Here is a 23,697-nt window from a genome sequence, read left to right as displayed (position 1 = left end):
CGCAACAACCCTCTTTGCCTGATGACCATAGCGAGTCGGTCCCACCCCTTCCCATCCCGAACAGGACCGTGAAACGACTCTACGCCGATGATAGTGCGGATTCCCGTGTGAAAGTAGGTAATCGTCAGGCTCCCTCAAGCCAGAAACCCCCGCCCGAAAGGCGGGGGTTTTTGCATTTCTGGCGCCGAAAATGGTGAGGTGCTGAGGCGGTGGGCTGGTCGCTGGCATCGGCGGGCGGTGAACTGGCCGCGAGCTGTACCCGAATGCATACCGTTCCCCATACATCCGGACTACCGTCGATCTTGTCGCCAGCGCCCGGCCCGGAACGAAACGACGCGATTTGATACGATCGAAGCATCGGCGGCGGCATCGGTGTCGACGTTCGAGTTTGAACCATAGCTTGATCGAGAGAGGGCGGGAATGAATATCGGCGACGCGTCGCGCGAATCCGGAGTCAGCGCGAAAATGATCCGGTACTACGAACAGGTCGGCCTTCTCGCGCCGAGCAAGCGTAGCGACGCCGGGTACCGGATCTACGGATCGGACGAAATCCATATCCTGCGCTTCATCCGCCAGGCGCGGCGGCTCGGATTTCTCGTCGAGGATATCCGCAAGCTGCTGATGCTCTGGCAAGACCGAGCCCGGGCCAGTGCCGAAGTGAAGTCGATCGCCCTCGAACACGTGGCCGAACTCGACAAACGCATCGCTGAGCTGAGCGACATGCGCGACACGCTGGCCAATCTGGCTGCGCACTGCCACGGTGACGGGCGGCCAGAATGCCCGATTTTGGCGCGTCTCGCCGACCCGGTCAGTGAACCAGATTAGTGCGTGCCCTCGAGGCCGGAAATGGGCCTCGATTCAATGTCTATAAAAATCAATGAGTTGGCGCTAATGCTTCATAATCCATTCCGAATTGGAATGGTTCCCATGCAAGCATTTCACTAGCATCTTGGTGCGGCATCGCTATAATTCGGGATAACCCTATACGGGAAATCCCTGAATCTCGATTCGCCAGGGGTCCCCCCTTCCTTGGAGAACATCATGATCGCCTACATCGTCGAAAAGCTGAGCAACTGGTTCGAATCCGCAGAGCGTGAGCGCCGTGAGGCATACCTCGCCACGTCGTCGGACGTCGTCCAGCTCGAGCACCGCATCCGTTCGCTCGAATCGAACGGCTACTCGCTGTAATCGCAGTGCCCGTCAGGTGCCGTGTGGCACCGAGCGAAAAGCAAGCCCCGTATTGACGGGGCTTTGTTTTTTTGTGCGTCGGATCTGGCGAAATCGCCGGTGTGGCGCTATGGTATGGACCTGCTTTTCAACCGGAAGAACCCGACAATGCGCTTGCATCTCGATGTGCGTCACGTTTCCCGCGCGCGTCTCGTCCTGGGCGCGGCAGTGCTCGTCCACGCCGTTGCGGCCGGCGCCGCGACCTCATCCAAGCCATTGATTCTCGATACCCAACGTGGAATCCAGGATGGCAAGGGTGGCCTGGTGCTGCAAACGGCTCCGTTGTCGTCCGAGCCGATCGTCGAACCGGCAGGCTTGCGAACGCCGGCCGGGCAGGCGCCGAATTCGTCGGTCCCGCTGTTTGTCGCGCCGTATATCAATGTCCCGGGCTGGGGCCTGCAGCCGTCCAACCAGCCGAAACCCACGCCGCGACCGCAGCCGTAACGGCTGCGCGCTCGCTCAGTTTCCGCGCTGCTCGATCTGGCAACGGGCGCCGCTGTCCTGTCCCAACCGTTCCACGAGATAGGGCAGCGCTTCATTCATGCTCTGTGCGAGCGTGTACGGCGGATTCAGGATGAACATTCCGCTGCCATACAGGCCCAGGCCGTCTGCAGGCGGATTCGATACCGTCAACGTCAGGTGCAGCCAGTTGTTCGGCTGTAGACGCTTGAGCTGTTCCGGAAAACGCTGTGACTCCACACGCGCGACCTGCGGATACCAGATCGCGTAGCAACCGGTCGCGAAACGCTTCAGACATTCCGTGACACAGGTCACGGTTCGCGCGTAGTCCTTCTTGTCCTCGTAGGACGGATCGATCAGCACGAGCGCGCGTCGCGGCGGCGGCGGCAGCAGCGCCTTGACGCCTTCGAAACCGTCACCGGCGAAGATCATCGCGCGTCGCCCCGCATCGCGGAAGTTGTGACGAAGCACGTCGATTTCGGTCGTGTGCATTTCGAACAGGCGCATGCGATCCTGTTCACGCATCGATCGCCACGCGAGATACGGGGAGCCCGGATAGTAGTGCAGCTCGCCGTCGTCGTTCAGTGCGCGGACTTCGTCGATGTAATCGCCCAGCGCCTCGGGCAGGTTCTTGTCGTTCCACAGCGGGCCGATGCCGGTGTCGAATTCCGACGTCTTGGCGGCATAGCCGTCGCGCAGCGAATACACGCCGGCGCCGGCGTGCGTATCGATGTACCAGTACGACTTGTCCTTCTTGTTCAGGTAGCGCAGCAGCTGGACGACGACGGCGTGCTTGAGCACGTCCGCGTGGTTGCCTGCGTGAAAACCGTGACGATAACTGAGCATGGCTGGCTGCCTGGAACGAAAGATGAATCGATGAAAACGGACGATCAAGCGCGGCTGTCGGGCCGGCGCGGATGCGGCCGCGTATTGTACGCGAGTGTCCGCGGGTCGCCTTACTCGTATGCGTTGCCGACGGCCTCCTCGATGCGTTTCTTGACTTCCGGTGTCAGCCTGGCGGCGACGTCGAGTGCGCGCATGTTGTCGCCGATCTGCTCGATCCGCGACGCACCGGTAATGACCGAACTCACGTGCGGATTCGCGAGCACCCACGCGATCGCGAGCTGTCCCGTGCTGCAGCCGAGTTCGGCCGCGATCTCGCCGAGCTGCTCGACGACATCGTTGCTGGCTGGATCCGTCAGCCGGTCGCGGAGCCAGTCGTAGCCCTGCAGTTGCGCACGGCTGCCCGGCGGTACGCCGTTGCGGTACTTACCGGTGAGCAGGCCCGACGCCAGCGGGCTCCAGGTCGTCAGGCCCAGCCCGTAGTCGTCGTAGAGCCGCGCATATTCCTGTTCGACCCGGGTACGGTGGAACAGGTTGTACTGCGGCTGCTCGACGACCGGCTTGTGCAGATGATGCCGCTCGGCGGTTTCGCATGCGGCGCGGATCTCGTCGGCACTCCATTCGGACGTGCCCCAGTACAGCGCCTTGCCGCGCACGATCATGTCGCTCATTGCCCAGACGGTTTCCTCGATCGGCGTGTTCGGATCGGGGCGGTGGCAGTAGACGAGGTCGACATAGTCGAGCTGAAGCCGGCGCAACGAGCCGTCGATCGCGTTCAGCAGATATTTCCGGTTCAGCGTGTGGTACTGGTTCGGCGCTTCCGCAAGACCCCAGAAGAACTTCGTGGACACGAGGTAGCTGACGCGCGGCCAGCCGAGCGACTTGAGCGCCTGGCCCATGATTTCCTCGGATTTCCCGCCCGCATAGACCTCGGCGTTGTCGAAGAAATTGACGCCCGCGTCGCGGGCCGCGGCGAGGCATTCGCGTGCGACCCGCTGGTCGACCTGATTGCCGTACGTGACCCACGAGCCGAGCGAGAGCTCGCTGATCTGCAGGCCGGAGCGGCCTAGTCGTCGATACTGCATGGAAACCTCCCGCGACTCGGAACCGACCTTAAGCTTAGACGTTTTGCGCGCGGACGGCGGGGCCGATCGTGCACAATAGCGGCTGGCCCGCCTGCACGATCGCGTGACGAAAGCGGATGCAGCGGGGCGCGCTTTTTCGATCCGATAAACAAAGGAGACGGACATGGCAGCAGATCTGAGCGGCAAGACCGCAGTCGTCACGGGCGCCGCAAGCGGCATCGGCAAGGAAATCGCACTCGAGCTCGCCAAGGCGGGCGCGGCCGTCGCGATCGCCGACCTGAACCAGGACGGCGCGAATGCGGTTGCCGACGAGATCAACAAGGCAGGCGGCAAGGCGATCGGCGTCGCGATGGACGTGACCAACGAGGAAGCCGTGAACAGCGGCATCGACAAGGTGGCCGAGGCGTTCGGCTCGGTCGACATCCTCGTGTCGAACGCGGGCATCCAGATCGTCAACCCGATCGAGAACTACGCGTTCTCCGACTGGAAGAAGATGCAGGCGATCCACGTCGACGGCGCGTTCCTGACGACCAAGGCCGCGCTCAAGCACATGTACAAGGACGATCGCGGCGGCGTCGTGATCTACATGGGTTCGGTGCACTCGCACGAAGCGTCGCCGCTGAAGTCGGCGTACGTGACGGCCAAGCACGGTCTGCTCGGCCTGGCCCGCGTGCTGGCGAAGGAAGGCGCGAAGCACAACGTGCGCTCGCACGTCGTGTGTCCGGGCTTCGTGCGCACGCCGCTGGTCGACAAGCAGATTCCGGAGCAGGCGAAGGAACTCGGCATCAGCGAAGAGGAAGTGGTGAAGAAGGTGATGCTCGGCAATACGGTCGACGGCGTGTTCACGACGGTGCAGGACGTTGCGCAGACGGTGCTGTTCCTGTCGGCATTCCCGAGCGCCGCGCTCACCGGCCAGTCGTTCGTCGTCAGCCACGGCTGGTTCATGCAGTAACGGCTTCCGGCACGGGCGGCCGCGATGCGCGCTGTCCGTGCGGAGACGTCGCCTGCAAGCAGAACGGCATAAAAAAACGCGCTCCGGGGAGCGCGTTTTTGTTTCGGCAGGGCGGGCCGGTGACGGCTGCCGCCCGCTGACGCCGACTTACTTCAGGACCGCCGCGACTGCATTGGCGACCACGTCGAGGTTGCGCGTGTTCAGTGCTGCAACGCAGATCCGGCCCGTGCCGACTGCATAGATGCCGAACTCTTCGCGCAGGCGATCGACTTGCGCCGAGGTCAGGCCCGAATACGAGAACATCCCGCGCTGCGCGTTGATGAAGCTGAAGTCGCGATCGACGCCGCTCGCCTTCAGGCGCTCGACGAGGCCGTTGCGCATCGCGCGGATACGGTCGCGCATTTCGCCGAGTTCCTGCACCCACGAAGCGTGCAGTTCCGGCGACGCGAGCACGGCCGCGACGACGGCGCCGCCATGGGTCGGCGGGTTCGAGTAGTTCGTGCGGATCACGCGCTTCAGTTGCGACAGCACGCGCGTTGCTTCGTCCTTGCTCGACGTGATGATCGACAGCGCGCCGACGCGCTCGCCGTACAGCGAGAACGACTTCGAGAACGACGACGACACGAATGCATTCAGGTCGGCCGCGGCAAACAGACGCACGGCAGCGGCATCGGCCTCGATGTTCTCGCCGAAGCCCTGGTAGGCGATGTCGAGGAACGGCACGAGGTTGCGCGCCTTGACGACGTCGACGACCTGCTGCCATTGCGCTTCGGTCAGGTCCACGCCGGTCGGGTTGTGGCAGCACGCGTGCAGCACGACGATCGTGCCTGCCGCATAGCTGTTCAGCGCCGACAGCATGCCTTCGAAGTTCACGCCGTTGGTGGCGGCGTCGTAGTACGGGTAGGCGACGACTTCGAAGCCGGCGGCTTCGAACAGCGCACGGTGGTTTTCCCAGCTCGGGTCGCTGATCGCGACCTTCGCGTTCGGGTTCACGGTGCGCAGGAAATCCGCGCCGATCTTCAGCGCGCCCGTGCCGCCCAGCGCTTGCGCCGTAACCACGCGGCCCGCGGCGATCAGCGGCGAATCGTTGCCGAGCAGCAGCTTCTGCACGGCCGCATCGTAGGCGGCGATCCCGTCGATCGGCAGGTAGCCGCGCGGCAGGCCGGCGTCGACACGCACCTTCTCCGCTTCGCGAACCGCGCGCAGCAGCGGAATCTTGCCTTCTTCGTTCGTGTACACGCCGACGCCGAGGTTGACCTTGGTCGGACGCGCATCGGCGTTGAAGGCTTCGTTCAGGCCCAGGATCGGGTCGCGGGGAGCAAGCTGGACAGCGGAGAAGAGCGACATGATGATTCGGCAGTAGTGAAAAGAGGGTCAGGCTTTCAGCCGGCGGGGCGGGCGCAGCGGACCGCGCGCCAACAGGCACGGCGCCGGAAAGCACAGCAGCCTGATATTGTAGCGAATTCACGCTGGCGGGGGCGGTGATTGCGCGGCGAATCGCGATTTCGGGCGGCGCTCGCGCGTCAGGAGCCGTCAGCGGTTCGCAACGCCGTGAAGCGCTAGAATAGTTTTTTTGCCCTCGCTCCGGCCGCACTCCATGTCCGAACATCACGCCGAAGTCGGCGACGCGCTCGACGAATCGAAATTCGTGACCTTCGAAGGGTCACCGTTCCAGCTGTACCAACCGTATCCGCCCGCAGGCGACCAGCCGACCGCGATCGACACGCTCGTCGAAGGCGTCGGCGACGGCCTCGCCTTCCAGACGCTGCTCGGCGTGACCGGTTCGGGCAAGACCTTCACGATGGCCAACACGATCGCGCGGCTCGGCCGCCCGGCGATCGTGTTCGCGCCGAACAAGACGCTGGCGGCGCAGCTCTACGCGGAGTTCCGCGAGTTCTTCCCGCGCAACGCGGTCGAATACTTCGTCTCGTACTACGACTATTACCAGCCTGAAGCGTACGTGCCGCAGCGCGACCTGTTCATCGAGAAGGACTCGTCGATCAACGAGCACATCGAGCAGATGCGGCTGTCGGCGACCAAGAGCCTGATGGAGCGCCGCGACGTGGTGATCGTCGCGACCGTGTCGGCGATCTACGGTATCGGCAACCCGTCCGAATACCACCAGATGATCCTGACGCTGCGCACCGGCGACAAGCTCGGCCAGCGCGACGTGATCGCGCGGTTGATCGCGATGCAGTACTCGCGCAACGAACAGGACTTCCAGCGCGGCACGTTCCGCGTGCGCGGCGACACGATCGACATCTTCCCGGCCGAGCACGCTGAGTTGGCCGTGCGCATCGAGCTGTTCGACGACGAGGTCGAGACGCTGCAGCTGTTCGACCCGCTGACCGGGCGCGTGCGGCAGAAGATCCCGCGCTTCACCGTGTATCCGTCGTCGCACTACGTGACGCCGCGCGACACCGTGATGCGCGCGGTCGAGACGATCAAGGACGAGTTGCGCGAGCGCCTCGAGTTCTTCTACAGCGACGGCAAGCTCGTCGAGGCGCAGCGCCTCGAACAGCGCACGCGCTTCGATCTCGAGATGCTCCAGGAGCTCGGCTTCTGCAAGGGCATCGAGAACTACTCGCGGCATTTCTCGGGCGCCGCCCCCGGCGAGCCGCCGCCGACCCTCGTCGACTACCTGCCGCCCGACGCACTGATGCTGCTCGACGAATCGCACGTGCTGATCGGCCAGTTGAACGGGATGTACAACGGCGACCGCGCGCGCAAGGAAAACCTCGTCAACTATGGCTTCCGGCTGCCGTCGGCGCTCGACAACCGGCCGCTCAAGTTCCCGGAGTTCGAGCGCAAGATGCGCCAGGTGGTGTTCGTGTCGGCGACGCCGGCCGACTACGAGCAGCGCGTGACGGGGCAGGTCGCCGAGCAGGTGGTGCGGCCGACGGGGCTCGTCGATCCGGAAATCGAAGTGCGTCCGGCAAGCTCGCAGGTCGACGACGTGCTGTCCGAGATCAATGCGCGCGTGAACGCCGGCGAACGCGTGCTGATCACCGTGCTGACGAAACGGATGGCCGAGCAGCTCACCGAGTTCCTGGCCGACCATGGCGTCAAGGTGCGCTACCTGCACAGCGACATCGACACGGTGGAGCGGGTCGAAATCATCCGCGACCTGCGGCTCGGCACGTTCGACGTGCTGGTCGGGATCAACCTGCTGCGGGAAGGTCTCGACATCCCCGAAGTGTCGCTGGTCGCGATTCTGGACGCGGACAAGGAAGGCTTCCTGCGCGCCGAGCGCTCGCTGATCCAGACGATCGGTCGCGCCGCGCGGAACGTGAACGGCAAGGCGATTCTGTATGCCGACAACATGACCGAGTCGATGAAGCGCGCGATCGGCGAAACCGAGCGGCGCCGCGCGAAGCAGATCGCGCACAACGAGAAGATGGGCATTACGCCGCGCGGTGTCGTGAAGCGCATCAAGGACATCATCGATGGCGTCTACAACGCCGATGAGGCGCGCGCGGAGCTGAAGGAAGCGCAGCAGCGCGCGAAGTTCGAGGACATGTCGGAAAAGCAAATCGCGAAGGAAATCAAGCGCCTCGAAAAGCAGATGGCCGATTACGCGAAGAACCTCGAGTTCGAGAAGGCCGCGGCCACTCGCGACCAGCTTGCACTGCTGCGCGAGCGCGTGTTCGGTGCGAATGTGGGCGACCACATCACCGGCGGCCGGTAAATCTTTCCAAACGTCACTGAAATATTCATGTAACACCGTTGTAAGCCTTGTCGGATCAGGGGTTTACACGGTGTCTCGTTTGTTCCGGAGCCGGTTCGGTGCTAAACTCCGCAAGTATTGAGAATAGTTCGCATTAGCGTTATTCGTTGCGTTAGTGTTTTCAGCGCGTTCCTGACGGGCGGCGCGCGATTGGTCTGATAAATAACAAGGAGTGTCCATGTTGGGTTCTTCGTTCATCCGCACGTCGGTTGCGGTAGCGGCGGCGTTTGCCGCGATGTCGGTCTCGGCTGCCGAATATCCGATCGGCAAGCAGCAGATCCAGGGCGGCATGGAAATCGGCGCGGTCTACCTGCAGCCGATCACGATGGATCCGGAAGGGATGATGCGCAAGGCGTCGGATTCCGACATCCACCTCGAGGCCGACATCCACGCGGTCAAGAACAACCCGACGGGTTTCGCGGAAGGCGACTGGATGCCGTATCTGCAGGTCACGTACAAGCTGACGAAGCAGGGCGACACGAAGTGGAAGGCTGAAGGCGACCTGATGGGCATGGTCGCGAGCGATGGCCCGCACTATGGCGACAACGTGAAGCTGGCCGGCCCGGGCAAGTACCACCTGACGATGACCGTCAAGCCGCCGATGCAGTCGGGCCACATGGCATTCGGCCGTCACGTCGACAAGGAAACGGGCGTGGGCGCGTGGTTCAAGCCCGTCACCCTCGAATACGACTTCCCGTTCGCCGGCATCGGCAAGAAGGGCGGGTACTGATCGGTGGCATCACGGACGGCGCGCTTCGGCGCGCCGTCGGCGTAGAGAACCCAGAATGAAATTTCCCCAGAAAATCGTCGCCGCAGCCGCCGCGCTGTGGCTCGCCGGCGCGGCGCATGCCGCCGATCTGCCGACGTTCAAGCTCGAGATGACGGACGGCAAGCTGAATCCGGCCCGGATCGAAGTGCCGGCCGGCCAGCGCTTCAAGATCGAGATCAGGAATACCGGCAAGGGTGCCGCCGAATTCGAGAGCGTGCAGTTGCGCAAGGAGAAGGTGCTCGCACCGGGCGCCGACTCGTTCGTGGTTGTCGCCCCGCTGTCGCCGGGCGAATACAAGTTTTTCGACGATTTCCACCAGCAGGCACAGGGCGTGATCGTCGCGAAGTAATGCGTTTTATCTGCGTGCGGACGCATGCGTGCCGTGCCCCGCACGTCAGGAGGATTCAATGGGTCAGATCTTGTTCATCGTCTGGCGGGAGAGCGTCGAAGCGCTGCTCGTCGTCGGCATCCTCTATGCATGGCTGAAGAACGGCGACGACGACGCGCGCCGCGGCCTGCCATTTCTGTGGACGGGCGTGGCAGTCGGCCTGCTGATGGCCATCGGTCTCGGCGCCGCGCTCGTCGGCTTTACCGAAGTGCTGTCCGGCGACGCGCAGGACTATTTCCAGACCGCGATGGTGCTGATCGCGTGCGTGCTGATCGTGCAGATGGTGCTGTGGATGCGCCGGCATGGCCGCACGCTGAAGCGCGACATGGAGCATTCGCTGCAGCAGAGCACGCGCGATTCGAACTGGTGGGGCGTGGCCGTGCTGGTCGCGCTCGCGATCGCACGCGAAGGCAGCGAGACGGTGATCTTCCTGTACGGCCTCGGTTTCGGCCAGTCCGGACATGTTGACGGCAGCCAGATGCTCGCGGTCGTGCTCGGCCTCGGCCTCGCGTTCCTCACGTTCTATCTGCTGCAGCTCGGCGGCAAGTACTTCTCGTGGCGGCATTTCTTCCGCGTCACCGAGGTGATGCTGCTGTTCCTCGGCGCGGGCCTGTTCCAGACCGGCGTCGACAAGCTGATCGACAAGGAAATCCTGCCGCTCGGCATCTCGCAAGTGTGGGACACCTCCGCGATCCTCGATGATTCCGGCACGTTCGGCTCGCTCGTCGCGACGCTGACCGGCTATCGCGCGCACCCGGCGCTGACCAACCTGGTCGCGTACGCCGTGTACTGGGCGGTGGTCTGGCTGCTGATGAAGCGCGCGAGCCGCCGTCCGGCGGTCCCTGCGGGTCGCGCGGCATGAGCGTGGTCGCCGCAGCCAAGCCGGGCTGGCTCGCGCAGGCCGGCCAGTGGATGCAGCGCCACGGCGCGGTGATCCGCGGCATCCAGTGGGTCGTCGTCGGCGTCTACGCGTTCCTGATCATCGTGCCGGCGGTGTTGCCGCTGCCGGACGATTCCGCGCACCTGTGGAGCAACCTCACGCTGATCGCGCAGTTCGTGTTCTGGGGCATCTGGTGGCCGTTCGTGCTGCTGTCGATGGTGATGCTCGGCCGCGTCTGGTGCGGCGTGCTGTGCCCGGAAGGCGCACTGACCGAATATGCGAGCAAGTTCGGCCGCGGGGGCGCGATTCCGCGCTGGATGCGGTGGGGCGGCTGGCCGTTCGTCGCGTTCGGGCTCACGACGATCTACGGGCAGATGGTCAGCGTGTACCAGTACCCGCTCGCGGTGCTGTTCGTGCTGGGCGGCTCGACCGTCGGCGCGATCGTGATCGGCGTGCTGTACGGCCGCGAGAAGCGCGTGTGGTGCAAGTATCTGTGCCCGGTCAATGGGGTGTTCGGGCTGCTCGCGCGGCTCGCGCCGATGCGCTACAAGGTTGATGAGGATGCGTGGCGCCGCTCGTACAAGAACGGCGAGCACGGGCATCGCGTGATTCCGATCAATTGCGCGCCGCTCGTGCCGTTGCGCAACATGAAGGGCGCCGCCGCATGCCACATGTGCGGCCGCTGCAGCGGGCACCGCGACGCGATCGCGCTGTCGTGGCGCTCGCCGTCCGACGAGGTCGTGAACCTCGGTGAGCAGCAGGCGAACCCGTGGGACACGGCGCTGATCCTGTACGGCCTGCTCGGCGTCGCGATCGGCGCATTCCACTGGACCGCCAGCCCGTGGTTCGTGCAGATCAAGCAATGGCTCGCGGGCTGGCTGATCGATCACGACATCACGTGGCCGCTCGAGACCAATGCACCGTGGTTCCTGCTCACGCACTATCCGGATCGCAACGACGTGTTCTCGTGGCTCGACGGCGGGCTGATCGTCAGCTACATCGTCGGCACGGGCGTCGTGTACGGCACGGCACTGCTGGTGCTGCTGGCCGGTGCGACGCTGATGCTCGGCCGTTTCGACCGCGTGCGTCTCCATCATCTCGCGCAGGCGCTGATCCCGATCGCGGGAGCCGGCGTGTTCCTCGGGCTGTCGGCGACGACGCTGTCGCTGCTGCGGGCCGAGCACGTGCCGCTCGACTGGGCGACCAGCGTCCGTATCGCGATCCTGGTCGGCGCCAACGCGTGGAGCGCGTGGCTCGCATGGCAGGTGACGGGGCGTTATGCCGCGTGGCCGCGCCGGCTGGCTGCATTCGCGTGGTTCGCCGCCGGCCTGGCCGTCGTCGACAGCGCATGGTGGTTGATGTTCTGGGGTTTCTGATGCGTGATCGAGGGCCTTGAGGCCGCGTTCCGGAGCAGGGGGCGAAGTCGTTGTGCTGCCTGGCTCCGGATCTTTTTGTTCCTTTGCATCCGGGCACCCAAACAAAAAGCGACACGTCCTTCGACGTGTCGCTTTTTTTCTTCCTTGTGCGAGAACCAAAAAAAGTGGCTTGGCTTGCTGCAACGGCTGCTTGAGTGTGTTTGCACGAAGGGGTCTAGATCTCGCGTGCAAGCCGTTACGCTGGCTACTGCCCAACACCTCTCAGGGAGGTGGTCCCCACAATACTCGGTCGTTACTTCGTCAGGATCAGCTTGCCGAGCCGCGTGGCACGCAGCTGATACGTCTCTCCGTTATGCGCGATGCTGATGTGGCTGTGGCCTTGCAGCAGCGCATCGCTGCTGAGGGTCCGGGTGCCGGCATCGCGGCTTCCGGCGGGTTTCGCCGGCGTCGTGACCGCTGCCGTCTTCTGACGGTTGGCACTTGCGGTGCCGGTCGTGCGGCGCAAGGTCAGCGTGGTCGGGCGCGTGGTGTCGGTCATTCGGTTGATCGGTGACTGTCGATACGATGGAATGAATTCTAAATGATAACCATTCCCATTCACAAAAACTCTTTGTCGATCGAGGTGACACATTCGATAGCTTGAATCAAAGAGGCGGCCCGCAGGCCGCCGTTGATGTCAGTGCAGCGGATCGGGGTCCTTGCGCCCCTGTGCGTATTCGCGGATCAGGCGCACCGTGTCGATGTCCGACGTGCGATACGCTTCCTTGACGATGCCGTGCGTCTGACGCGCGTCCTCGCTGTCATCCGTGACGGTCAGCGTCGTGCGGTATTCGAAGCGCAGGAACAGCTCGTGGTCGTCGCGCTCCTCGATCGTCATCGTCAGCGAGCCGCCGATCTCGCCGCCGGCCGCATGGATGTCGTAGCGCACCTGCTGGTTCGGCGTGAACGTCACGCGGTCGCGCACGGTCGCATGGCCGTAGTGCAGTTCGCGTTCGAGCGTCGTGTCCGTTCGTTCGTGGACGACGCAGCTGTCGAGGCCGATCACGAACAGCTGAGGCTGTTCGGCGCGCAGCACGAGGCCTTCCCAGAGCTGGTCGCGGGTGAGGGACGGCACGGCCGGATCGTCGGAGTTGATCTGGATCAGATGTTCGAAGTTCAAGGGGACGGGTTCCTTCTGGTGGCGGGCAGCCACATGGTTCAAGAAGTCATTGTGACGCAAAACGAGCCGTTTCGCGGCACCTGCGGCCCCGATCGGGCGTCACGCTTCGATGCGTCCCATCCGGCCGGTCTGGTAGTCGACGACGGCCTGCCGGATCTCTTCCTCGGTATTCATCACGAACGGGCCATAGCGGACGATCGGCTCGTTGAGCGGCACGCCGCCGACCAGCAGCAGGTCGAGCGGTGCATCGCCGGCTTCGAACGTCACGGCATCGCCATCGTCACCGTAGACGATCATGTGCCGTGCGTCGACAACCCGTCTGTCGGGCCCGTAGCGGCCCGCTCCATCGAGCGGGTATGCGAATACGCGATAGCCTGCCGGGACCGGCTGCGTGACCGTTGCGCCCGGTTGCAGGGTGAAATGCTGGTAGAGGATCGGCGTGCGCGTCTCGATCGCCGCGCGAACACCGAACGCTTCGCCGGCGATCACGCGGACCTGCGCACGACCGTCGGGCGACGTGGCGCTCGGAATCCGATCGGCCGAAATCTCCTGGTAGCGCGGTGCGATCAGCTTGTCGCGGCGCGGCAGGTTGACCCACAGCTGGAAGCCGTGCGAGCGCCCGCCTGCCTGCGCGAATTCGGGATCCGGCATCTCGCTGTGGACGACGCCGGCACCCGCCGTCATCCATTGCACGTCGCCGGGCCCGAGCGTGCCGGCATGGCCGGCCGAGTCGCGATGGCGAAAGCGCCCGTCGAGCACGTAGGTCACGGTCTCGAAGCCGCGATGCGGGTGGTCGGGCGCACCCACGGCTTCGCCAGGGGCATAGTCGATGGGGCCCATTTCATCGAGCAGCAGGAACGGATCGAAATCCATCAGCAGCCGGGTCGGGAACGGGCGGTGAACCACGAAGCCGCCGCCTTCGGTCGTGCGAAGCGCGGGGTACGTGCGGTCAAGCGAGCGAGCGATCGTCATGCAGAAGCCCTCGAAATCATCGGAATAGCGTTATTTTTGAAACACAGCGCTATTATATTGGGCGTTTTGCCGCCCGATTGACGGCGGTTCGCAATGGATTGTTCTGAAATTGGAACGATGACATGAACATCGATGCACACAACCTGAACGACCTGATGTACTTTTCGCAGGTCGTCGAGCACGGCGGTTTCTCGGCTGCGGAGCGCGTGCTGGGTATCTCGAAATCGCGCCTGTCGCGGCGCCTGACCGAACTCGAGGCGGCGCTCGGCGTGCGCCTGCTGCAGCGTTCGACGCGCAAGCTCGCGCTGACCGAGGCGGGGGAGCTGTTCTACCAGCATTGCCAGGCGATGCTGGCCGAAGCCCAGGCCGCGATGAACGCCGTGCAGCAGCTGCGCGCGTCGCCGCGCGGCTCCGTGCGCGTGAGCGTCCCCGTCACGCTGTCGCAGACGATGCTGTCGCGCATCCTCCCCGAATTCCTGCACCGCTATCCCGAGGTGAAGGTGCACATCCGTGTGACGAATCGCGTGATCGACCTGTTCGAGGATTCGATCGACGTCGCATTGCGCGTGCGCTCGGAGCCGCCGCAGAACGCGAACATCGTCGTGCGGCCGCTGTGGCGGACCGAGCAGATGCTGGTCGGTGCGCCGAGCCTGCTGAACCAGAATGCGCCGCCGCTCGTGCCGGACGATCTTGCGCATTTCGAGACGCTCGATACGCCGAGCGTCGACGGACGCCACGTGTTCAGCCTGATCGCGCCGGACGGCACGCGTCACGTGCACGAGCACGACCCGCGGCTCGTGACGGCCGACCTGATGACGATCCGCGAGGCCGTGCTCGACGGCCTCGGCATCGCGGCGCTGCCCGAGATGATGTACGGCAATGCGTTGCGCGCGGGGCAGTTGTCGCCGGTGATGCCGGGCTGGACGTTGCCGGTGCCGCAACTCTATGCGGTGTTCGTGTCGCGGCAGGGGATGCCGCCCGCGGTGCGCGCGTTCGTCGACTATCTGGTCGAGAAGCTCGACCACGGCGAATACAAGGAGCCCGGCTGCCCCGAGCGCGCGAAGAAGGAAGCGGCAGCGGCCGATGCTTCGGCCACCTGAATGCAAGATGTGCTTCGTGGCAAATTTGTTTTGTCATTGAAGCGCCGCCGGCAATCGCAAGTTTCAATCGGCGGGGTCTTGAATGCAAACGCGCGCGGGCCTATATTGAAATCCCATTTCGCGAAGGAAGTTCGGCGCGGAATCAGGTGGCAGCATATATTGCGAGCCAGATAGGGCAGAACGCGCAATCCGTGAAGACCACGGTAGTCGCATTTGCGTTGCTCGAGGCGCAACCGATACCGCCGAAGAGCCCGCAGCCCGAAGGCGCCCGTGTGCGCACGAAAAAAGGCCTTCATCTGGCGATGAAGGCCTTTTACTTTGTGCGTGGCCGGCTAGGCGCGGCCGGCTAGGTGCGACCCGCCGGATAGCCGGCGAAGCGTTGCCGGCAACATGCGAATGCGCGTGCGTTACTTCGCCTTTGCAGTCGGCTCCGTGACGAAGCCGAGCTTCGTCAGGCCGCCAGCCTGTGCATCGGACATCACTTCGGCCACATGCTCATATGCAACCTTGCGATCGGCGCGCAGGTGCAACTCCGGTTGCGGCTGATGCTGTGCCGCTTCCGCGATGTGTGCCTTCAGCTGCTCGCGCGTGACCGTCTGGTCGTTCCACAGGATCGTGCCGTTGCCCTGGATCGCGACGTCGACCGTCTGCGGCTTCTCTTCGACGGGCTGGCTGCTCGCGTGCGGCAGGTCGATCTTGACCGCGTGCTGCATCGCCGGGATCGTCACGAGGAAAATGATCAGGAGTACGAGCATGACGTCGACGAGCGGCGTCATGTTGATCTCGCTCATCACGCCATCGTCGTCATCGTCGCTGAAACCGGTGTTCATTGCCATGGTTCACCTCGTCTCAGCTGGCGCGCGTCGCGAGACGCAGGCCGTCGCGGGCCGACGACGACGCGAGGCGCGCGCCCGTCACGAAGTACGCGTGCAGACCGTGCGCGAAGCGGCGCAGCTTGCTGACGACACCCTTGTTCGCACGGGTCAGTGCGTTGTAGCCGAGCACTGCGGGAATCGCGACGAACAGGCCGAAGGCCGTCATGATCAGCGATTCGCCGACCGGGCCCGCCACCTGGTCGATCGACGTCTGGCCGGTTGCACCGATCACGAGCAGGGCGTGATAGATGCCCCACACCGTGCCGAACAGGCCGACGAACGGCGCCGTGCTGCCGATCGACGCGAGAATCGCGAGGCCGGCCTGCATGCGCGAGATGCCTTCGTCCATCGTGTCCTTCAGGCAGCGCGTGACCCAGTCCGACACGTCCATGCGATCGTGCAGGTGCGGTTGCGTCTGATGGTGGTGGTCGGCGGCTTCCTTGCCCGACAGCGCGAGCGCGAGGAACGGGTTGTCGCTCGGCGTCGATGCGGCGAGGCCGAGCTTCTTGATGCCGTCGTCGAAATCGTCCGAATGCCAGAATGCCTGTTCGGCATTCTTCGTGAGACGGTTCAGGCGAACCACGTTCCAGCCCTTGACGATGATCACGATCCACGACAGGACCGACATCACGAGCAGCGTGATCGCGATGGCGCGCGTGACGAAATCACCTTGCGCCCAGACGTGCGCGATACCGTAGCTTTGCATTTTTATTTCCTTTGAATCTTCCGAATGAGGCGGGTTAATCGTCGAGCGTGAAGTTGAAGGGCAGCGTATGTGCGGCGCGGATCGCCTGTCCATTTTCGATATACGGCGGACAGGTACTGGCGCGCGTCGCCTCGAGCGCGGCTTCGTCGAGACGCGGGTAGCCGCTGCTTTTCTGCAACTGGATGCTTTCGATCTTGCCCGTCACGCCGATGATGAAGTGAACATAGGCCGTGCCCGTTTCGCCGCGGCGGCGCGACATCGACGGATAGCTGGGTTTTACGAAATTGCAGGTGAGTGCCGATACGTTCTTCGGCGCGCTGACCTGCATCGTCTCGCGAGCAGGGCCGGGTGTGGCGGCCGGCGCAGCAGGTGCCGGTGCGGCGGGAGCGGGCGTCGGATCGGCAGCCGCCGGCGCGGGCGTCGGCGAGGGCGATTGCGCCACCGGCTGAGGCGTCGGCTTGACTGCCTTCTGCACGGGCTTCGGCTCGACCTTGGGCTTCTCGCGCGGCGTGGGCTTCGGCGGTGCGGGCTGTGCGGCCGACTGGACCGCGACCGGCTGGGCAGCAGGCGCAGGCGGAATGAGTTGCGCGGTGATCGACTGGACCTCGATCTCCTTCGGCGGCGGCGCGTTGCGATGGAGCCAGGCGGCGGTCAGCATGATCGCGTGTGCGGCAAGCACACCGACCGCGACGGTGATGACCCGGGGATTCATACGGGGGGCAGCCGGCAAGACGCCGGCAGGAGCGGATTGCGAAGCCTGCATGTTAGCTTGAAAGAACGACGTCGCACCCGGGGCGCGGCGGGTGAATCGGTATCACTTGCGGAAGATCAGCAGCGAGATGCACACGGTGGTCACAAATCCGATCAGCAATTCCATGACAGGCTCCTTGGCAGGTAAGCCGCTGGCTCGCGCGGAAGGTGGCTTGCTGACGGTTGAAACAAAAAATGCGGCCGGGCCGCATGCGCACGCTCGGTGCCGCTCAGGCGGCCTTGCGGTCGTAGAACGTCACCGGGATCGGGTGAGCGTGATGCTCGACACCGCACTGGCTCGCGCAAATACCTTGCTCGGCCATGAGGTCACGCACGGACTCCTCGCACTTGCCGCAGCACGTGGCCACGCCGAGTTCGAACTGGAGTTCATCGAAAGAGCTCACGCCCTCGGCGAGGGACGCGCGAATCTTGCGGTCGGAAACAGACTTGCACACGCAGACGATCATGGTGAGTTGCGATAGCTAACGTTAATGCGAATTATTATCATTAAATTTGCGGGCGTTGACAAGCCTGGGTTCGGCTTTTTTTAAGGTCATCGGACCCCTGAAACGGCGGGAGCGCCGCGGCCGCGGGGAGAGGGTGCGCCGGCGGTGTGCCGGCCTGCGTCAGGCGGTCGCGCAGGCGCGCGCGTTCGGCGAGGAAATGGTGACGGATTCGACCGATGCGTCGAGGCCGAGCAGCGTCGACGCGAGTGCACGCAGTTGCTGGCCGTCGCTCGTCGAGCAGAAGCGCGGCGGCGCGGCCCGCGTGCCGGCCGGCGCGCGCAGGCCGCGTTCGTCGAGCACCCGAGCGAGCTGGCGGGCGACGGCATCGCTCGTGTCGACGATCGTCAGGCGGTCGCCCACAAGGTCACGAATCGTTTCCGTGAAGAACGGGTAATGCGTGCAGCCGAGCACCAGCGTATCGGCGCCGTCGTCGAGCATCGGCTGCAGGTAACGGTCGAGCAACGCGCGCAACGCGGGCGAGTTCGTGTCGCCGCGCTCGATCGCTTCGACGAGCCCGTGGCCGGGCTGGCAGATGAAGCGACGGCCGGCGCCGTAACGGTCGAGCAACGCCTGGAAGCGCGGGCTGTTCAGCGTCGATTGCGTGGCGAGGACGCCCGCGACGCCACTCGCGGACAGCGCGGCGGCCGGTTTGATGCCCGGCTCGACACCGACGAGCGGCATCGACAGGCGTTCGCGGATGGCCGCGATCGCCCGCGCCGTTGCGGTGTTGCACGCGATGACGAGCGCTTTCGCCCCCTCGCGAGCGAGCCACTCGCCGATGGCCAGCGTGCGTTCCGTAATGAACGCCTCGTCGCGCGGACCATACGGCGCATGGTGCGAATCGGCGACGTAGACGAACGACTCGCCGGGCAGGTGCGCGCGCACGGCGCGCAGCACCGACAGGCCGCCGAGCCCCGAATCGAAGATTCCGACGGGGGCGGCGGGGCGGACCCCGGAAGCGGCTGGCTGGTTCGTCAACGTCATGCGGACGGCGCGGTGGCGGTCGTGGTCGTGGAGAGGGGGGGCAGTTACTCGGGCGAACCCATCATCGTCTGCTGGTAGTTCTGCAGGCCGACCTTGCCGATCAGGTCGATCTGCGTTTCCAGCCAGTCGATGTGCTCTTCGGTGTCGTCGAGGATCTTTTCGAAGATCTCGCGCGACACGTAGTCACGCACCGATTCGCAGTAGGCGATCGCTTCCTTGCACGTGGCCTGCGAGATCTGCTCGAGCTTCAGGTCGCACTTCAGGATCTCTTCGGTTTCCTCGCCGACCAGCAGCTTGTGCAGGTCCTGCAGGTTCGGCAGGCCGTCGAGCATGAACACGCGTTCGATGAGCCAGTCGGCATGCTTCATTTCGCCGATCGATTCGTCGTATTCGTGCTTGCCGAGCTTGTCGAGGCCCCAGTGCTTGTACATGCGCGCATGCAGGAAGTACTGGTTGATCGCCGTCAGTTCGTTCTTCAGCTGGGCGTTCAGGTATTCGATGACTTTCTTGTCGCCTTGCATGGCTGTTCCTTGTTCAGTGGGGCTTCAGAAACCGAACGATAATCGCTCGAACGAGAAAAGCCAAGCCTCAAAGCCTTGTCGGGCCGGCCTTCCGCGTGTAATGAGAATCAGCCTTGCATAACCGGCCGCGCTCAATAACGAGAATGAGAAGTAAAAAGGCCGGACTCCCGTCCGGCCCTTCGTGAGAGCGCGCTTAAGCGGTTGCGACCGGGATCTTGCCGATCTTCGCCTGCCACTCCTTCGGACCGGTCTGGTGCACCGACGTGCCCGACGAGTCGACGGCCACCGTCACCGGCATGTCCTGCACGTCGAACTCGTAGATCGCTTCCATGCCGAGGTCTTCGAATGCGAGCACCTTCGCGCCGCGGATCGCCTTCGACACGAGGTACGCCGCACCGCCGACCGCCATCAGGTACGCCGCCTTGTGCTTCTTGATCGCGTCGATCGCGACCGGGCCGCGTTCTGCCTTGCCGACCATCGAGATCAGGCCCGTCTGGGCGAGCATCGTCTCGGTGAACTTGTCCATGCGCGTGGCCGTCGTCGGGCCGGCCGGGCCGACCACTTCGTCACGCACCGGATCGACCGGGCCGACGTAGTAGATCACACGGTTCGTGAAGTCGACCGGCAGCTTCTCGCCCTTCGCGAGCATGTCGGCGATGCGCTTGTGCGCGGCGTCGCGGCCCGTGAGCATCTTGCCCGACAGCAGCAGCGTCTGGCCCGGCGCCCAGCTCGCGACTTCTTCCGGCGTCAGCGTGTTCAGGTCGACGCGCTTGCTGGTTTCGGTGTTCGGTTCCCACTGGACTTTCGGCCAGGCGTCGAGCGACGGCGCTTCAAGCTTGGCCGGGCCTGAACCGTCGAGCACGAAGTGTGCGTGGCGGGTCGCCGCGCAGTTCGGGATCAGCGCGACCGGCTTCGATGCCGCGTGCGTCGGGGCAGCCATGATCTTCACGTCGAGCACGGTCGCGAGGCCGCCGAGGCCCTGCGCGCCGATGCCGAGCGCGTTGACCTTCTCGTGCAGTTCCACGCGCAGTTCCTCGACCCAGTCCTGCGGGCCGCGCGCGATGATTTCCTGGATGTCGATCGGCTCCATCAGCGATTCCTTCGCCATCAGCATCGCCTTTTCAGCGGTGCCGCCGATGCCGATCCCGAGCATGCCCGGCGGGCACCAGCCGGCGCCCATCGTCGGGACGGTCTTCAGTACCCAGTCGACGATCGAGTCGGACGGGTTCAGCATCACGAACTTCGACTTGTTCTCCGAGCCGCCGCCCTTCGCCGCGACCTGCACGTCGACCTTGTCGCCCGGCACGATCTCGTAGTGGATCACGGCCGGCGTGTTGTCCTTGGTGTTCTTGCGGGCACCTTCCGGCGGATTGACGATCGACGCGCGCAGCACGTTGTCCGGGTGCGTGTAACCGCGGCGCACGCCTTCGTTGATCATGTCGGTGAGGCCCATCGTCGCGCCGTCCCAGCGCACGTCCATGCCGACCTTCACGAAGATCGTGACGATGCCGGTGTCCTGGCAGATCGGGCGCTTGCCTTCCGCGCACATGCGGCTGTTCGTGAGGATCTGCGCGATCGCGTCCTTCGCGGCCGGGCTCTCTTCCAGCTCGTACGCGCGGCCGAGTGCCTGGATGTAGTCGAGCGGGTGGTAGTAGCTGATGTACTGCAGCGAATCCGCGATGCTCTGGATCAGGTCTTCCTGTTTGATGACGGTCATGGCTGAGACTCTGTGGGGACTGTGGGGAATGCGTTTATGCGTTGACGGCTGCTTCGGCCGGCTTGCGGGACACGGCCGCTACGGGCGCGTGCGACTCGTGGAAATGGGCCGGGTGCGTGTGGGTCGTCAGGCGGTCGACCCACGCCATCACGAGCGCCGACACGAGGAAAGACACGTGGATGATCACCTGCCACATGATCGCGTGCGTCGTGTGCTGGTCCGGGTTGATGAAGGTCTTCAGCAGGTGGATCGACGAAATGCTGATCAGCGCCATCGACAGCTTGACCTTCAGCACGCCCGCGTTCACATGGTCGAGCCACTCGGGCTCGTCGGGATGGCCCTCGATGCCGAGGCGCGACACGAACGTTTCGTAGCCGCCGACGATCACCATGATCAGCAGGTTCGAGATCATCACGACGTCGATCAGGCCGAGCACCGCGAGCATCACGCTGATTTCGTCGAGGCTCGTCGCGTGCGACAGCAGGTGCCAGACTTCCTTCAGGAACAGGAACACGTAGACGGCCTGCGCGACGATCAGGCCCAGATAAAGCGGAACCTGGAGCCAGCGGCTCATGAAGATCAGCGCGGGCAGCGGGCGCAGCGGACGACGGGCGGGGCCGGGCGAATGCGGGGCAGACATGATGGTGGTACGGGCGCGGTGCGCAGGTATCGGGGGTAATCTCGAAAAGGCGCGCTATTGTAACGCGTCGGCCGGCGCGGCTGCAGCGACGCGCCGGTGCCGCCGGGGACGGATCAGGATGCGGCGGCCGGCACGCGCTTCACGCGCAGGCTCGCGAGCACGATGCCGGTGACCACGCACGCCAGCGCGATGCCGTGCGCGAGCGTCGGGCGCTCGCCGAGGAACACGATCCCGTACGCGGCGGCCGCCACCGGCAGCACCGCGCTGAACACGCCGGCGAGGCTGCCCGGCACGTGCCGGATCCCCTTCATCCACAGCCAGAACGAGAAGATGCTGGCCGACAGCCCGTACCAGACGACGAGCGCCCAGGTGCCGGCCGGCACGCTCGCGTAATCGAAATGCCACAGCGCCGTCGCGCCGAGCGGCAGCATCAGGCACAGGCCGAACAGGTGCGTGTATGCACAGATGTCGATCGGCGCGAGCGTCTGCGTGAGCCGGCGCGACAGGATCACGTAAATCGATTCGCAGCACACGGCGCCGAGGATCAGCAGGTTGCCGGTCAGCGAGCCGGACGACGTGCCGCCGGCGCCGTGCGCGGATGCGCTGCCTGCGGTGCCGTTGGCGAGGTTGATCGTCACGACGCCGGCGATCGCGAGCGCGATCGACACGAGCGCACGGCCGTTCGGTTTTTCACGCAGGATCAGCCACGCGAACAGCGCGACGATCGCGGGGATCGTGCTCGTGATCACGCCGGCCGCGACCGCGCTGGTGCGCTGCACGCCGTTGAGCATCAGCAGCGTGAACATGAAGGTGCCGAAGAAAGCCTGCAGGAACAGGTTCAGCCACTCGGCGCGGCGGACCGCGCGCATCTTCACCGGGCTGAACAGCGGCCACAGCACGGCGATCGCGATCACGAAGCGCAGCGTGGCGAGGATGGCGACCGGGACGAAGACGACGATGGATTTGCCGATACCGACGTTGCTGCCGACGAATAGCATCGACAGGATGAGGAAGAGGGCGTAGCGATTCAAGCTGGAATCCGGGAGGCGAGTTCAGTTAGGATTGTAGGGTCGTGGTTGTAACAGCGTAAAGCTGACCGTAAAGCAGCTGACCGTAAAGCGGCTGACCGCAAAGCGGCGCCGCGCGGCGTGCGAAACGGCGGCGCCGCGTAAGTGACGGGTAAGTTCGAGCGCTTATCGTGGAAACGGTCGTGCCGGACGATCACCGTCGCGTGACGTGGTGCGGTGCAGCATCGTGCGCAGCCTTCGGGCCGCGCGCGGGTGGGTGGGAGACAGCGGCGCGCAGGCGCCGGCCAAGACGCGCGGCGCGCACGATCGCGCCGCCATGCAGAGGATTCATGTTCACCAAGGGGTTGTCGATGTCTGCGATTGAATCGGTTCTTCATGAAACCCGCCAGTTTGCGCCGCCCGAGGCGCTCGAGAAGGCGGCGACCATTTCCGGCATGCCGGCCTACCGTGCGCTGGCCGCCGAAGCCGAGCGCGATTACGAAGGCTTCTGGGGGCGTCTCGCACGCGAGGGCCTCAGCTGGCACAAGCCGTTCACGAAGGTGCTCGACGAGAGCGACGCGCCGTTCTACAAGTGGTTCGACGACGGCGAACTGAACGCGTCGTACAACTGCCTCGACCGTCACGTCGAAGCCGGCAACGGCGAGCGCGTGGCGGTGATCTTCGAGGCCGACGACGGCACCGTCACCCGCGTCACCTATGCCGATCTCCTCGCGCGCGTATCGCGTTTCGCGAACGCGCTGAAGAAGCGCGGGATCGGCAAGGGCGATCGCGTCGTCATCTATATTCCGATGTCGATCGAAGGCATCGTCGCGATGCAGGCCTGCGCGCGCATCGGCGCGACGCACTCGGTCGTGTTCGGCGGCTTCTCCGCGAAATCGCTGAACGAGCGGCTCGTCGACGTCGGCGCGGTCGCGCTGATCACGGCCGACGAGCAGGCGCGCGGCGGCAAGACGCTGCCGCTCAAGAGCATCGCCGACGAAGCGATCGCGATGGGCGGTTGCCAGGCGGTGAAGAGCGTGATCGTCTATCGCCG

General features: G+C 64.6%; 26 protein-coding genes and 1 rRNA gene. 12 read left to right on the top strand and 15 right to left on the bottom strand.

The window, feature by feature from the left end:
* The first annotated feature begins 17 nt into the window (after positions 1-17).
* From rrf to PI86_RS11850, 4 genes are all read left to right on the top strand, one after another.
* Positions 18-130, top strand: a 5S ribosomal RNA gene (gene rrf, locus PI86_RS11860).
* A 290-nt stretch (positions 131-420) separates the two neighbouring features.
* Positions 421-825 (top strand): Cu(I)-responsive transcriptional regulator, encoded by a 405-nt coding sequence (gene cueR / locus PI86_RS11855; RefSeq protein ID WP_039322350.1) that lies wholly within the window; start codon positions 421-423, stop codon positions 823-825.
* Positions 826-1,041: 216 nt separating this feature from the next.
* Entirely contained in the window at positions 1,042-1,188 is a 147-nt protein-coding gene (locus tag PI86_RS16510; RefSeq protein ID WP_014896532.1) for a DUF3563 family protein, read from the top strand.
* 114 nt (positions 1,189-1,302) lie between these two features.
* Entirely contained in the window at positions 1,303-1,671 is a 369-nt protein-coding gene (locus tag PI86_RS11850; protein WP_014896533.1) for a hypothetical protein, read from the top strand.
* A gap of 15 nt (positions 1,672-1,686) precedes the next feature.
* Here the strand turns inward: PI86_RS11850 and PI86_RS11845 are convergent, their stop codons facing one another.
* Positions 1,687-2,532, bottom strand: a complete 846-nt coding sequence (locus PI86_RS11845) for a 23S rRNA (adenine(2030)-N(6))-methyltransferase RlmJ (protein WP_014896534.1) — start codon at positions 2,530-2,532, stop codon at positions 1,687-1,689.
* Between the two features lie 110 nt (positions 2,533-2,642).
* Positions 2,643-3,614, bottom strand: a complete 972-nt coding sequence (locus PI86_RS11840; protein ID WP_039322347.1) for a potassium channel beta subunit family protein — start codon at positions 3,612-3,614, stop codon at positions 2,643-2,645.
* Between the two features lie 163 nt (positions 3,615-3,777).
* Between PI86_RS11840 and PI86_RS11835 the strand changes: the two genes are divergently transcribed.
* On the top strand, positions 3,778-4,566 hold the full coding sequence (locus tag PI86_RS11835) for a 3-hydroxybutyrate dehydrogenase (protein ID WP_014896536.1): 789 nt from the start codon (positions 3,778-3,780) through the stop codon (positions 4,564-4,566).
* Between the two features lie 147 nt (positions 4,567-4,713).
* Here the strand turns inward: PI86_RS11835 and PI86_RS11830 are convergent, their stop codons facing one another.
* Positions 4,714-5,913: an amino acid aminotransferase gene (locus tag PI86_RS11830; protein ID WP_014896537.1), complete on the bottom strand. Its 1,200-nt coding sequence runs from the start codon at positions 5,911-5,913 to the stop codon at positions 4,714-4,716.
* A 250-nt stretch (positions 5,914-6,163) separates the two neighbouring features.
* Here PI86_RS11830 and uvrB point away from each other — a divergent pair, with 250 nt between their 5' ends.
* The 5 genes from uvrB (at position 6,164) to PI86_RS11805 (ending at position 11,706) form a co-directional block, all read left to right on the top strand.
* The gene (gene uvrB, locus PI86_RS11825; RefSeq protein WP_014896538.1) at positions 6,164-8,254 is read left to right on the top strand and encodes an excinuclease ABC subunit UvrB; all 2,091 of its coding nucleotides are present in this window, start codon (positions 6,164-6,166) and stop codon (positions 8,252-8,254) included.
* Between the two features lie 217 nt (positions 8,255-8,471).
* Positions 8,472-9,023, top strand: coding sequence for an iron transporter (locus PI86_RS11820; protein WP_014896539.1), 552 nt, complete (start codon positions 8,472-8,474; stop codon positions 9,021-9,023).
* A gap of 55 nt (positions 9,024-9,078) precedes the next feature.
* Positions 9,079-9,411, top strand: a complete 333-nt coding sequence (locus tag PI86_RS11815) for a cupredoxin domain-containing protein (protein ID WP_006760846.1) — start codon at positions 9,079-9,081, stop codon at positions 9,409-9,411.
* Between the two features lie 58 nt (positions 9,412-9,469).
* Positions 9,470-10,312 carry an FTR1 family iron permease gene (locus tag PI86_RS11810; protein WP_039322342.1) on the top strand — a complete coding sequence of 281 codons (843 nt, stop codon included), beginning with the start codon at positions 9,470-9,472 and terminating at the stop codon, positions 10,310-10,312.
* On the top strand, positions 10,309-11,706 hold the full coding sequence (locus PI86_RS11805) for a 4Fe-4S binding protein (RefSeq protein WP_039322340.1): 1,398 nt from the start codon (positions 10,309-10,311) through the stop codon (positions 11,704-11,706). The genes PI86_RS11810 and PI86_RS11805 overlap by 4 nt, the downstream gene beginning before the upstream one ends.
* 292 nt (positions 11,707-11,998) lie before the next feature.
* On the opposite strand, the gene hemP is transcribed toward PI86_RS11805, so the two are convergent.
* The 3 genes from hemP to PI86_RS11790 all read right to left on the bottom strand — a co-directional run bounded on the left by hemP (position 11,999) and on the right by PI86_RS11790 (position 13,837).
* Positions 11,999-12,244: a hemin uptake protein HemP gene (hemP, locus tag PI86_RS11800; RefSeq protein WP_039322336.1), complete on the bottom strand. Its 246-nt coding sequence runs from the start codon at positions 12,242-12,244 to the stop codon at positions 11,999-12,001.
* Positions 12,245-12,382: 138 nt separating this feature from the next.
* Entirely contained in the window at positions 12,383-12,865 is a 483-nt protein-coding gene (locus PI86_RS11795; RefSeq protein WP_039322332.1) for an SRPBCC family protein, read from the bottom strand.
* A gap of 99 nt (positions 12,866-12,964) precedes the next feature.
* Positions 12,965-13,837 (bottom strand): pirin family protein, encoded by an 873-nt coding sequence (locus PI86_RS11790; protein WP_039322328.1) that lies wholly within the window; start codon positions 13,835-13,837, stop codon positions 12,965-12,967.
* Between the two features lie 122 nt (positions 13,838-13,959).
* Here PI86_RS11790 and PI86_RS11785 point away from each other — a divergent pair, with 122 nt between their 5' ends.
* A complete protein-coding gene (locus tag PI86_RS11785; RefSeq protein ID WP_039322325.1) occupies positions 13,960-14,937 on the top strand; it encodes a LysR family transcriptional regulator in 978 nt (325 codons plus the stop codon).
* Between the two features lie 407 nt (positions 14,938-15,344).
* Here the strand turns inward: PI86_RS11785 and PI86_RS11775 are convergent, their stop codons facing one another.
* The 9 genes from PI86_RS11775 to PI86_RS11735 form a co-directional block, all read right to left on the bottom strand.
* Complete coding sequence (locus PI86_RS11775) at positions 15,345-15,773, bottom strand: ExbD/TolR family protein (protein ID WP_039322321.1); 429 nt, start codon at positions 15,771-15,773, stop codon at positions 15,345-15,347.
* Positions 15,774-15,786: 13 nt separating this feature from the next.
* The gene (locus PI86_RS11770) at positions 15,787-16,518 is read right to left on the bottom strand and encodes a MotA/TolQ/ExbB proton channel family protein (RefSeq protein ID WP_014896547.1); all 732 of its coding nucleotides are present in this window, start codon (positions 16,516-16,518) and stop codon (positions 15,787-15,789) included.
* Positions 16,519-16,552: 34 nt separating this feature from the next.
* A complete protein-coding gene (locus PI86_RS11765; RefSeq protein ID WP_039322320.1) occupies positions 16,553-17,281 on the bottom strand; it encodes an energy transducer TonB in 729 nt (242 codons plus the stop codon).
* Positions 17,282-17,498: 217 nt separating this feature from the next.
* Positions 17,499-17,735 carry a (2Fe-2S)-binding protein gene (locus PI86_RS11760; RefSeq protein ID WP_014896549.1) on the bottom strand — a complete coding sequence of 79 codons (237 nt, stop codon included), beginning with the start codon at positions 17,733-17,735 and terminating at the stop codon, positions 17,499-17,501.
* A gap of 159 nt (positions 17,736-17,894) precedes the next feature.
* A complete protein-coding gene (gene murI / locus PI86_RS11755) occupies positions 17,895-18,758 on the bottom strand; it encodes a glutamate racemase (protein WP_014896550.1) in 864 nt (287 codons plus the stop codon).
* A gap of 44 nt (positions 18,759-18,802) precedes the next feature.
* Positions 18,803-19,279, bottom strand: coding sequence for a bacterioferritin (gene bfr / locus PI86_RS11750; protein WP_014896551.1), 477 nt, complete (start codon positions 19,277-19,279; stop codon positions 18,803-18,805).
* A gap of 193 nt (positions 19,280-19,472) precedes the next feature.
* On the bottom strand, positions 19,473-20,996 hold the full coding sequence (locus tag PI86_RS11745; RefSeq protein WP_039322317.1) for a fumarate hydratase: 1,524 nt from the start codon (positions 20,994-20,996) through the stop codon (positions 19,473-19,475).
* 34 nt (positions 20,997-21,030) lie between these two features.
* The gene (locus tag PI86_RS11740) at positions 21,031-21,636 is read right to left on the bottom strand and encodes a TIGR00645 family protein (protein WP_014896552.1); all 606 of its coding nucleotides are present in this window, start codon (positions 21,634-21,636) and stop codon (positions 21,031-21,033) included.
* Between the two features lie 113 nt (positions 21,637-21,749).
* Positions 21,750-22,667 (bottom strand): DMT family transporter, encoded by a 918-nt coding sequence (locus PI86_RS11735; RefSeq protein ID WP_039322314.1) that lies wholly within the window; start codon positions 22,665-22,667, stop codon positions 21,750-21,752.
* Positions 22,668-23,014: 347 nt separating this feature from the next.
* Between PI86_RS11735 and PI86_RS11730 the strand changes: the two genes are divergently transcribed.
* The coding region (locus tag PI86_RS11730) for an AMP-binding protein (RefSeq protein WP_152608100.1) at positions 23,015-23,697 on the top strand (683 nt) is incomplete at its 3' end.

The organism is Burkholderia sp. A9, from assembly GCF_000801975.1.
This window is presented reverse-complemented; position numbering and strand designations above follow the sequence as displayed.

Bases quoted from the DNA above. Each gene is read 5' to 3' on its own strand.
- PI86_RS11760 (WP_014896549.1), bottom strand. From the start codon at position 17,735: ATGATCGTCTGCGTGTGCAAGTCTGTTTCCGACCGCAAGATTCGCGCG.
- PI86_RS11810 (WP_039322342.1), top strand. From the start codon at position 9,470: ATGGGTCAGATCTTGTTCATCGTCTGGCGGGAGAGCGTCGAAGCGCTG.
- PI86_RS11770 (WP_014896547.1), bottom strand. From the start codon at position 16,518: ATGCAAAGCTACGGTATCGCGCACGTCTGGGCGCAAGGTGATTTCGTC.
- PI86_RS16510 (WP_014896532.1), top strand. From the start codon at position 1,042: ATGATCGCCTACATCGTCGAAAAGCTGAGCAACTGGTTCGAATCCGCA.
- PI86_RS11740 (WP_014896552.1), bottom strand. From the start codon at position 21,636: ATGTCTGCCCCGCATTCGCCCGGCCCCGCCCGTCGTCCGCTGCGCCCG.
- PI86_RS11765 (WP_039322320.1), bottom strand. From the start codon at position 17,281: ATGCAGGCTTCGCAATCCGCTCCTGCCGGCGTCTTGCCGGCTGCCCCC.
- hemP (WP_039322336.1), bottom strand. From the start codon at position 12,244: ATGACCGACACCACGCGCCCGACCACGCTGACCTTGCGCCGCACGACC.
- PI86_RS11840 (WP_039322347.1), bottom strand. From the start codon at position 3,614: ATGCAGTATCGACGACTAGGCCGCTCCGGCCTGCAGATCAGCGAGCTC.
- murI (WP_014896550.1), bottom strand. From the start codon at position 18,758: ATGACGTTGACGAACCAGCCAGCCGCTTCCGGGGTCCGCCCCGCCGCC.
- PI86_RS11775 (WP_039322321.1), bottom strand. From the start codon at position 15,773: ATGGCAATGAACACCGGTTTCAGCGACGATGACGACGATGGCGTGATG.
- cueR (WP_039322350.1), top strand. From the start codon at position 421: ATGAATATCGGCGACGCGTCGCGCGAATCCGGAGTCAGCGCGAAAATG.
- PI86_RS11790 (WP_039322328.1), bottom strand. From the start codon at position 13,837: ATGACGATCGCTCGCTCGCTTGACCGCACGTACCCCGCGCTTCGCACG.
- PI86_RS11820 (WP_014896539.1), top strand. From the start codon at position 8,472: ATGTTGGGTTCTTCGTTCATCCGCACGTCGGTTGCGGTAGCGGCGGCG.
- PI86_RS11805 (WP_039322340.1), top strand. From the start codon at position 10,309: ATGAGCGTGGTCGCCGCAGCCAAGCCGGGCTGGCTCGCGCAGGCCGGC.
- uvrB (WP_014896538.1), top strand. From the start codon at position 6,164: ATGTCCGAACATCACGCCGAAGTCGGCGACGCGCTCGACGAATCGAAA.
- PI86_RS11835 (WP_014896536.1), top strand. From the start codon at position 3,778: ATGGCAGCAGATCTGAGCGGCAAGACCGCAGTCGTCACGGGCGCCGCA.
- bfr (WP_014896551.1), bottom strand. From the start codon at position 19,279: ATGCAAGGCGACAAGAAAGTCATCGAATACCTGAACGCCCAGCTGAAG.
- PI86_RS11745 (WP_039322317.1), bottom strand. From the start codon at position 20,996: ATGACCGTCATCAAACAGGAAGACCTGATCCAGAGCATCGCGGATTCG.
- PI86_RS11815 (WP_006760846.1), top strand. From the start codon at position 9,079: ATGAAATTTCCCCAGAAAATCGTCGCCGCAGCCGCCGCGCTGTGGCTC.
- PI86_RS11845 (WP_014896534.1), bottom strand. From the start codon at position 2,532: ATGCTCAGTTATCGTCACGGTTTTCACGCAGGCAACCACGCGGACGTG.
- PI86_RS11830 (WP_014896537.1), bottom strand. From the start codon at position 5,913: ATGTCGCTCTTCTCCGCTGTCCAGCTTGCTCCCCGCGACCCGATCCTG.
- PI86_RS11785 (WP_039322325.1), top strand. From the start codon at position 13,960: ATGAACATCGATGCACACAACCTGAACGACCTGATGTACTTTTCGCAG.
- PI86_RS11850 (WP_014896533.1), top strand. From the start codon at position 1,303: ATGGACCTGCTTTTCAACCGGAAGAACCCGACAATGCGCTTGCATCTC.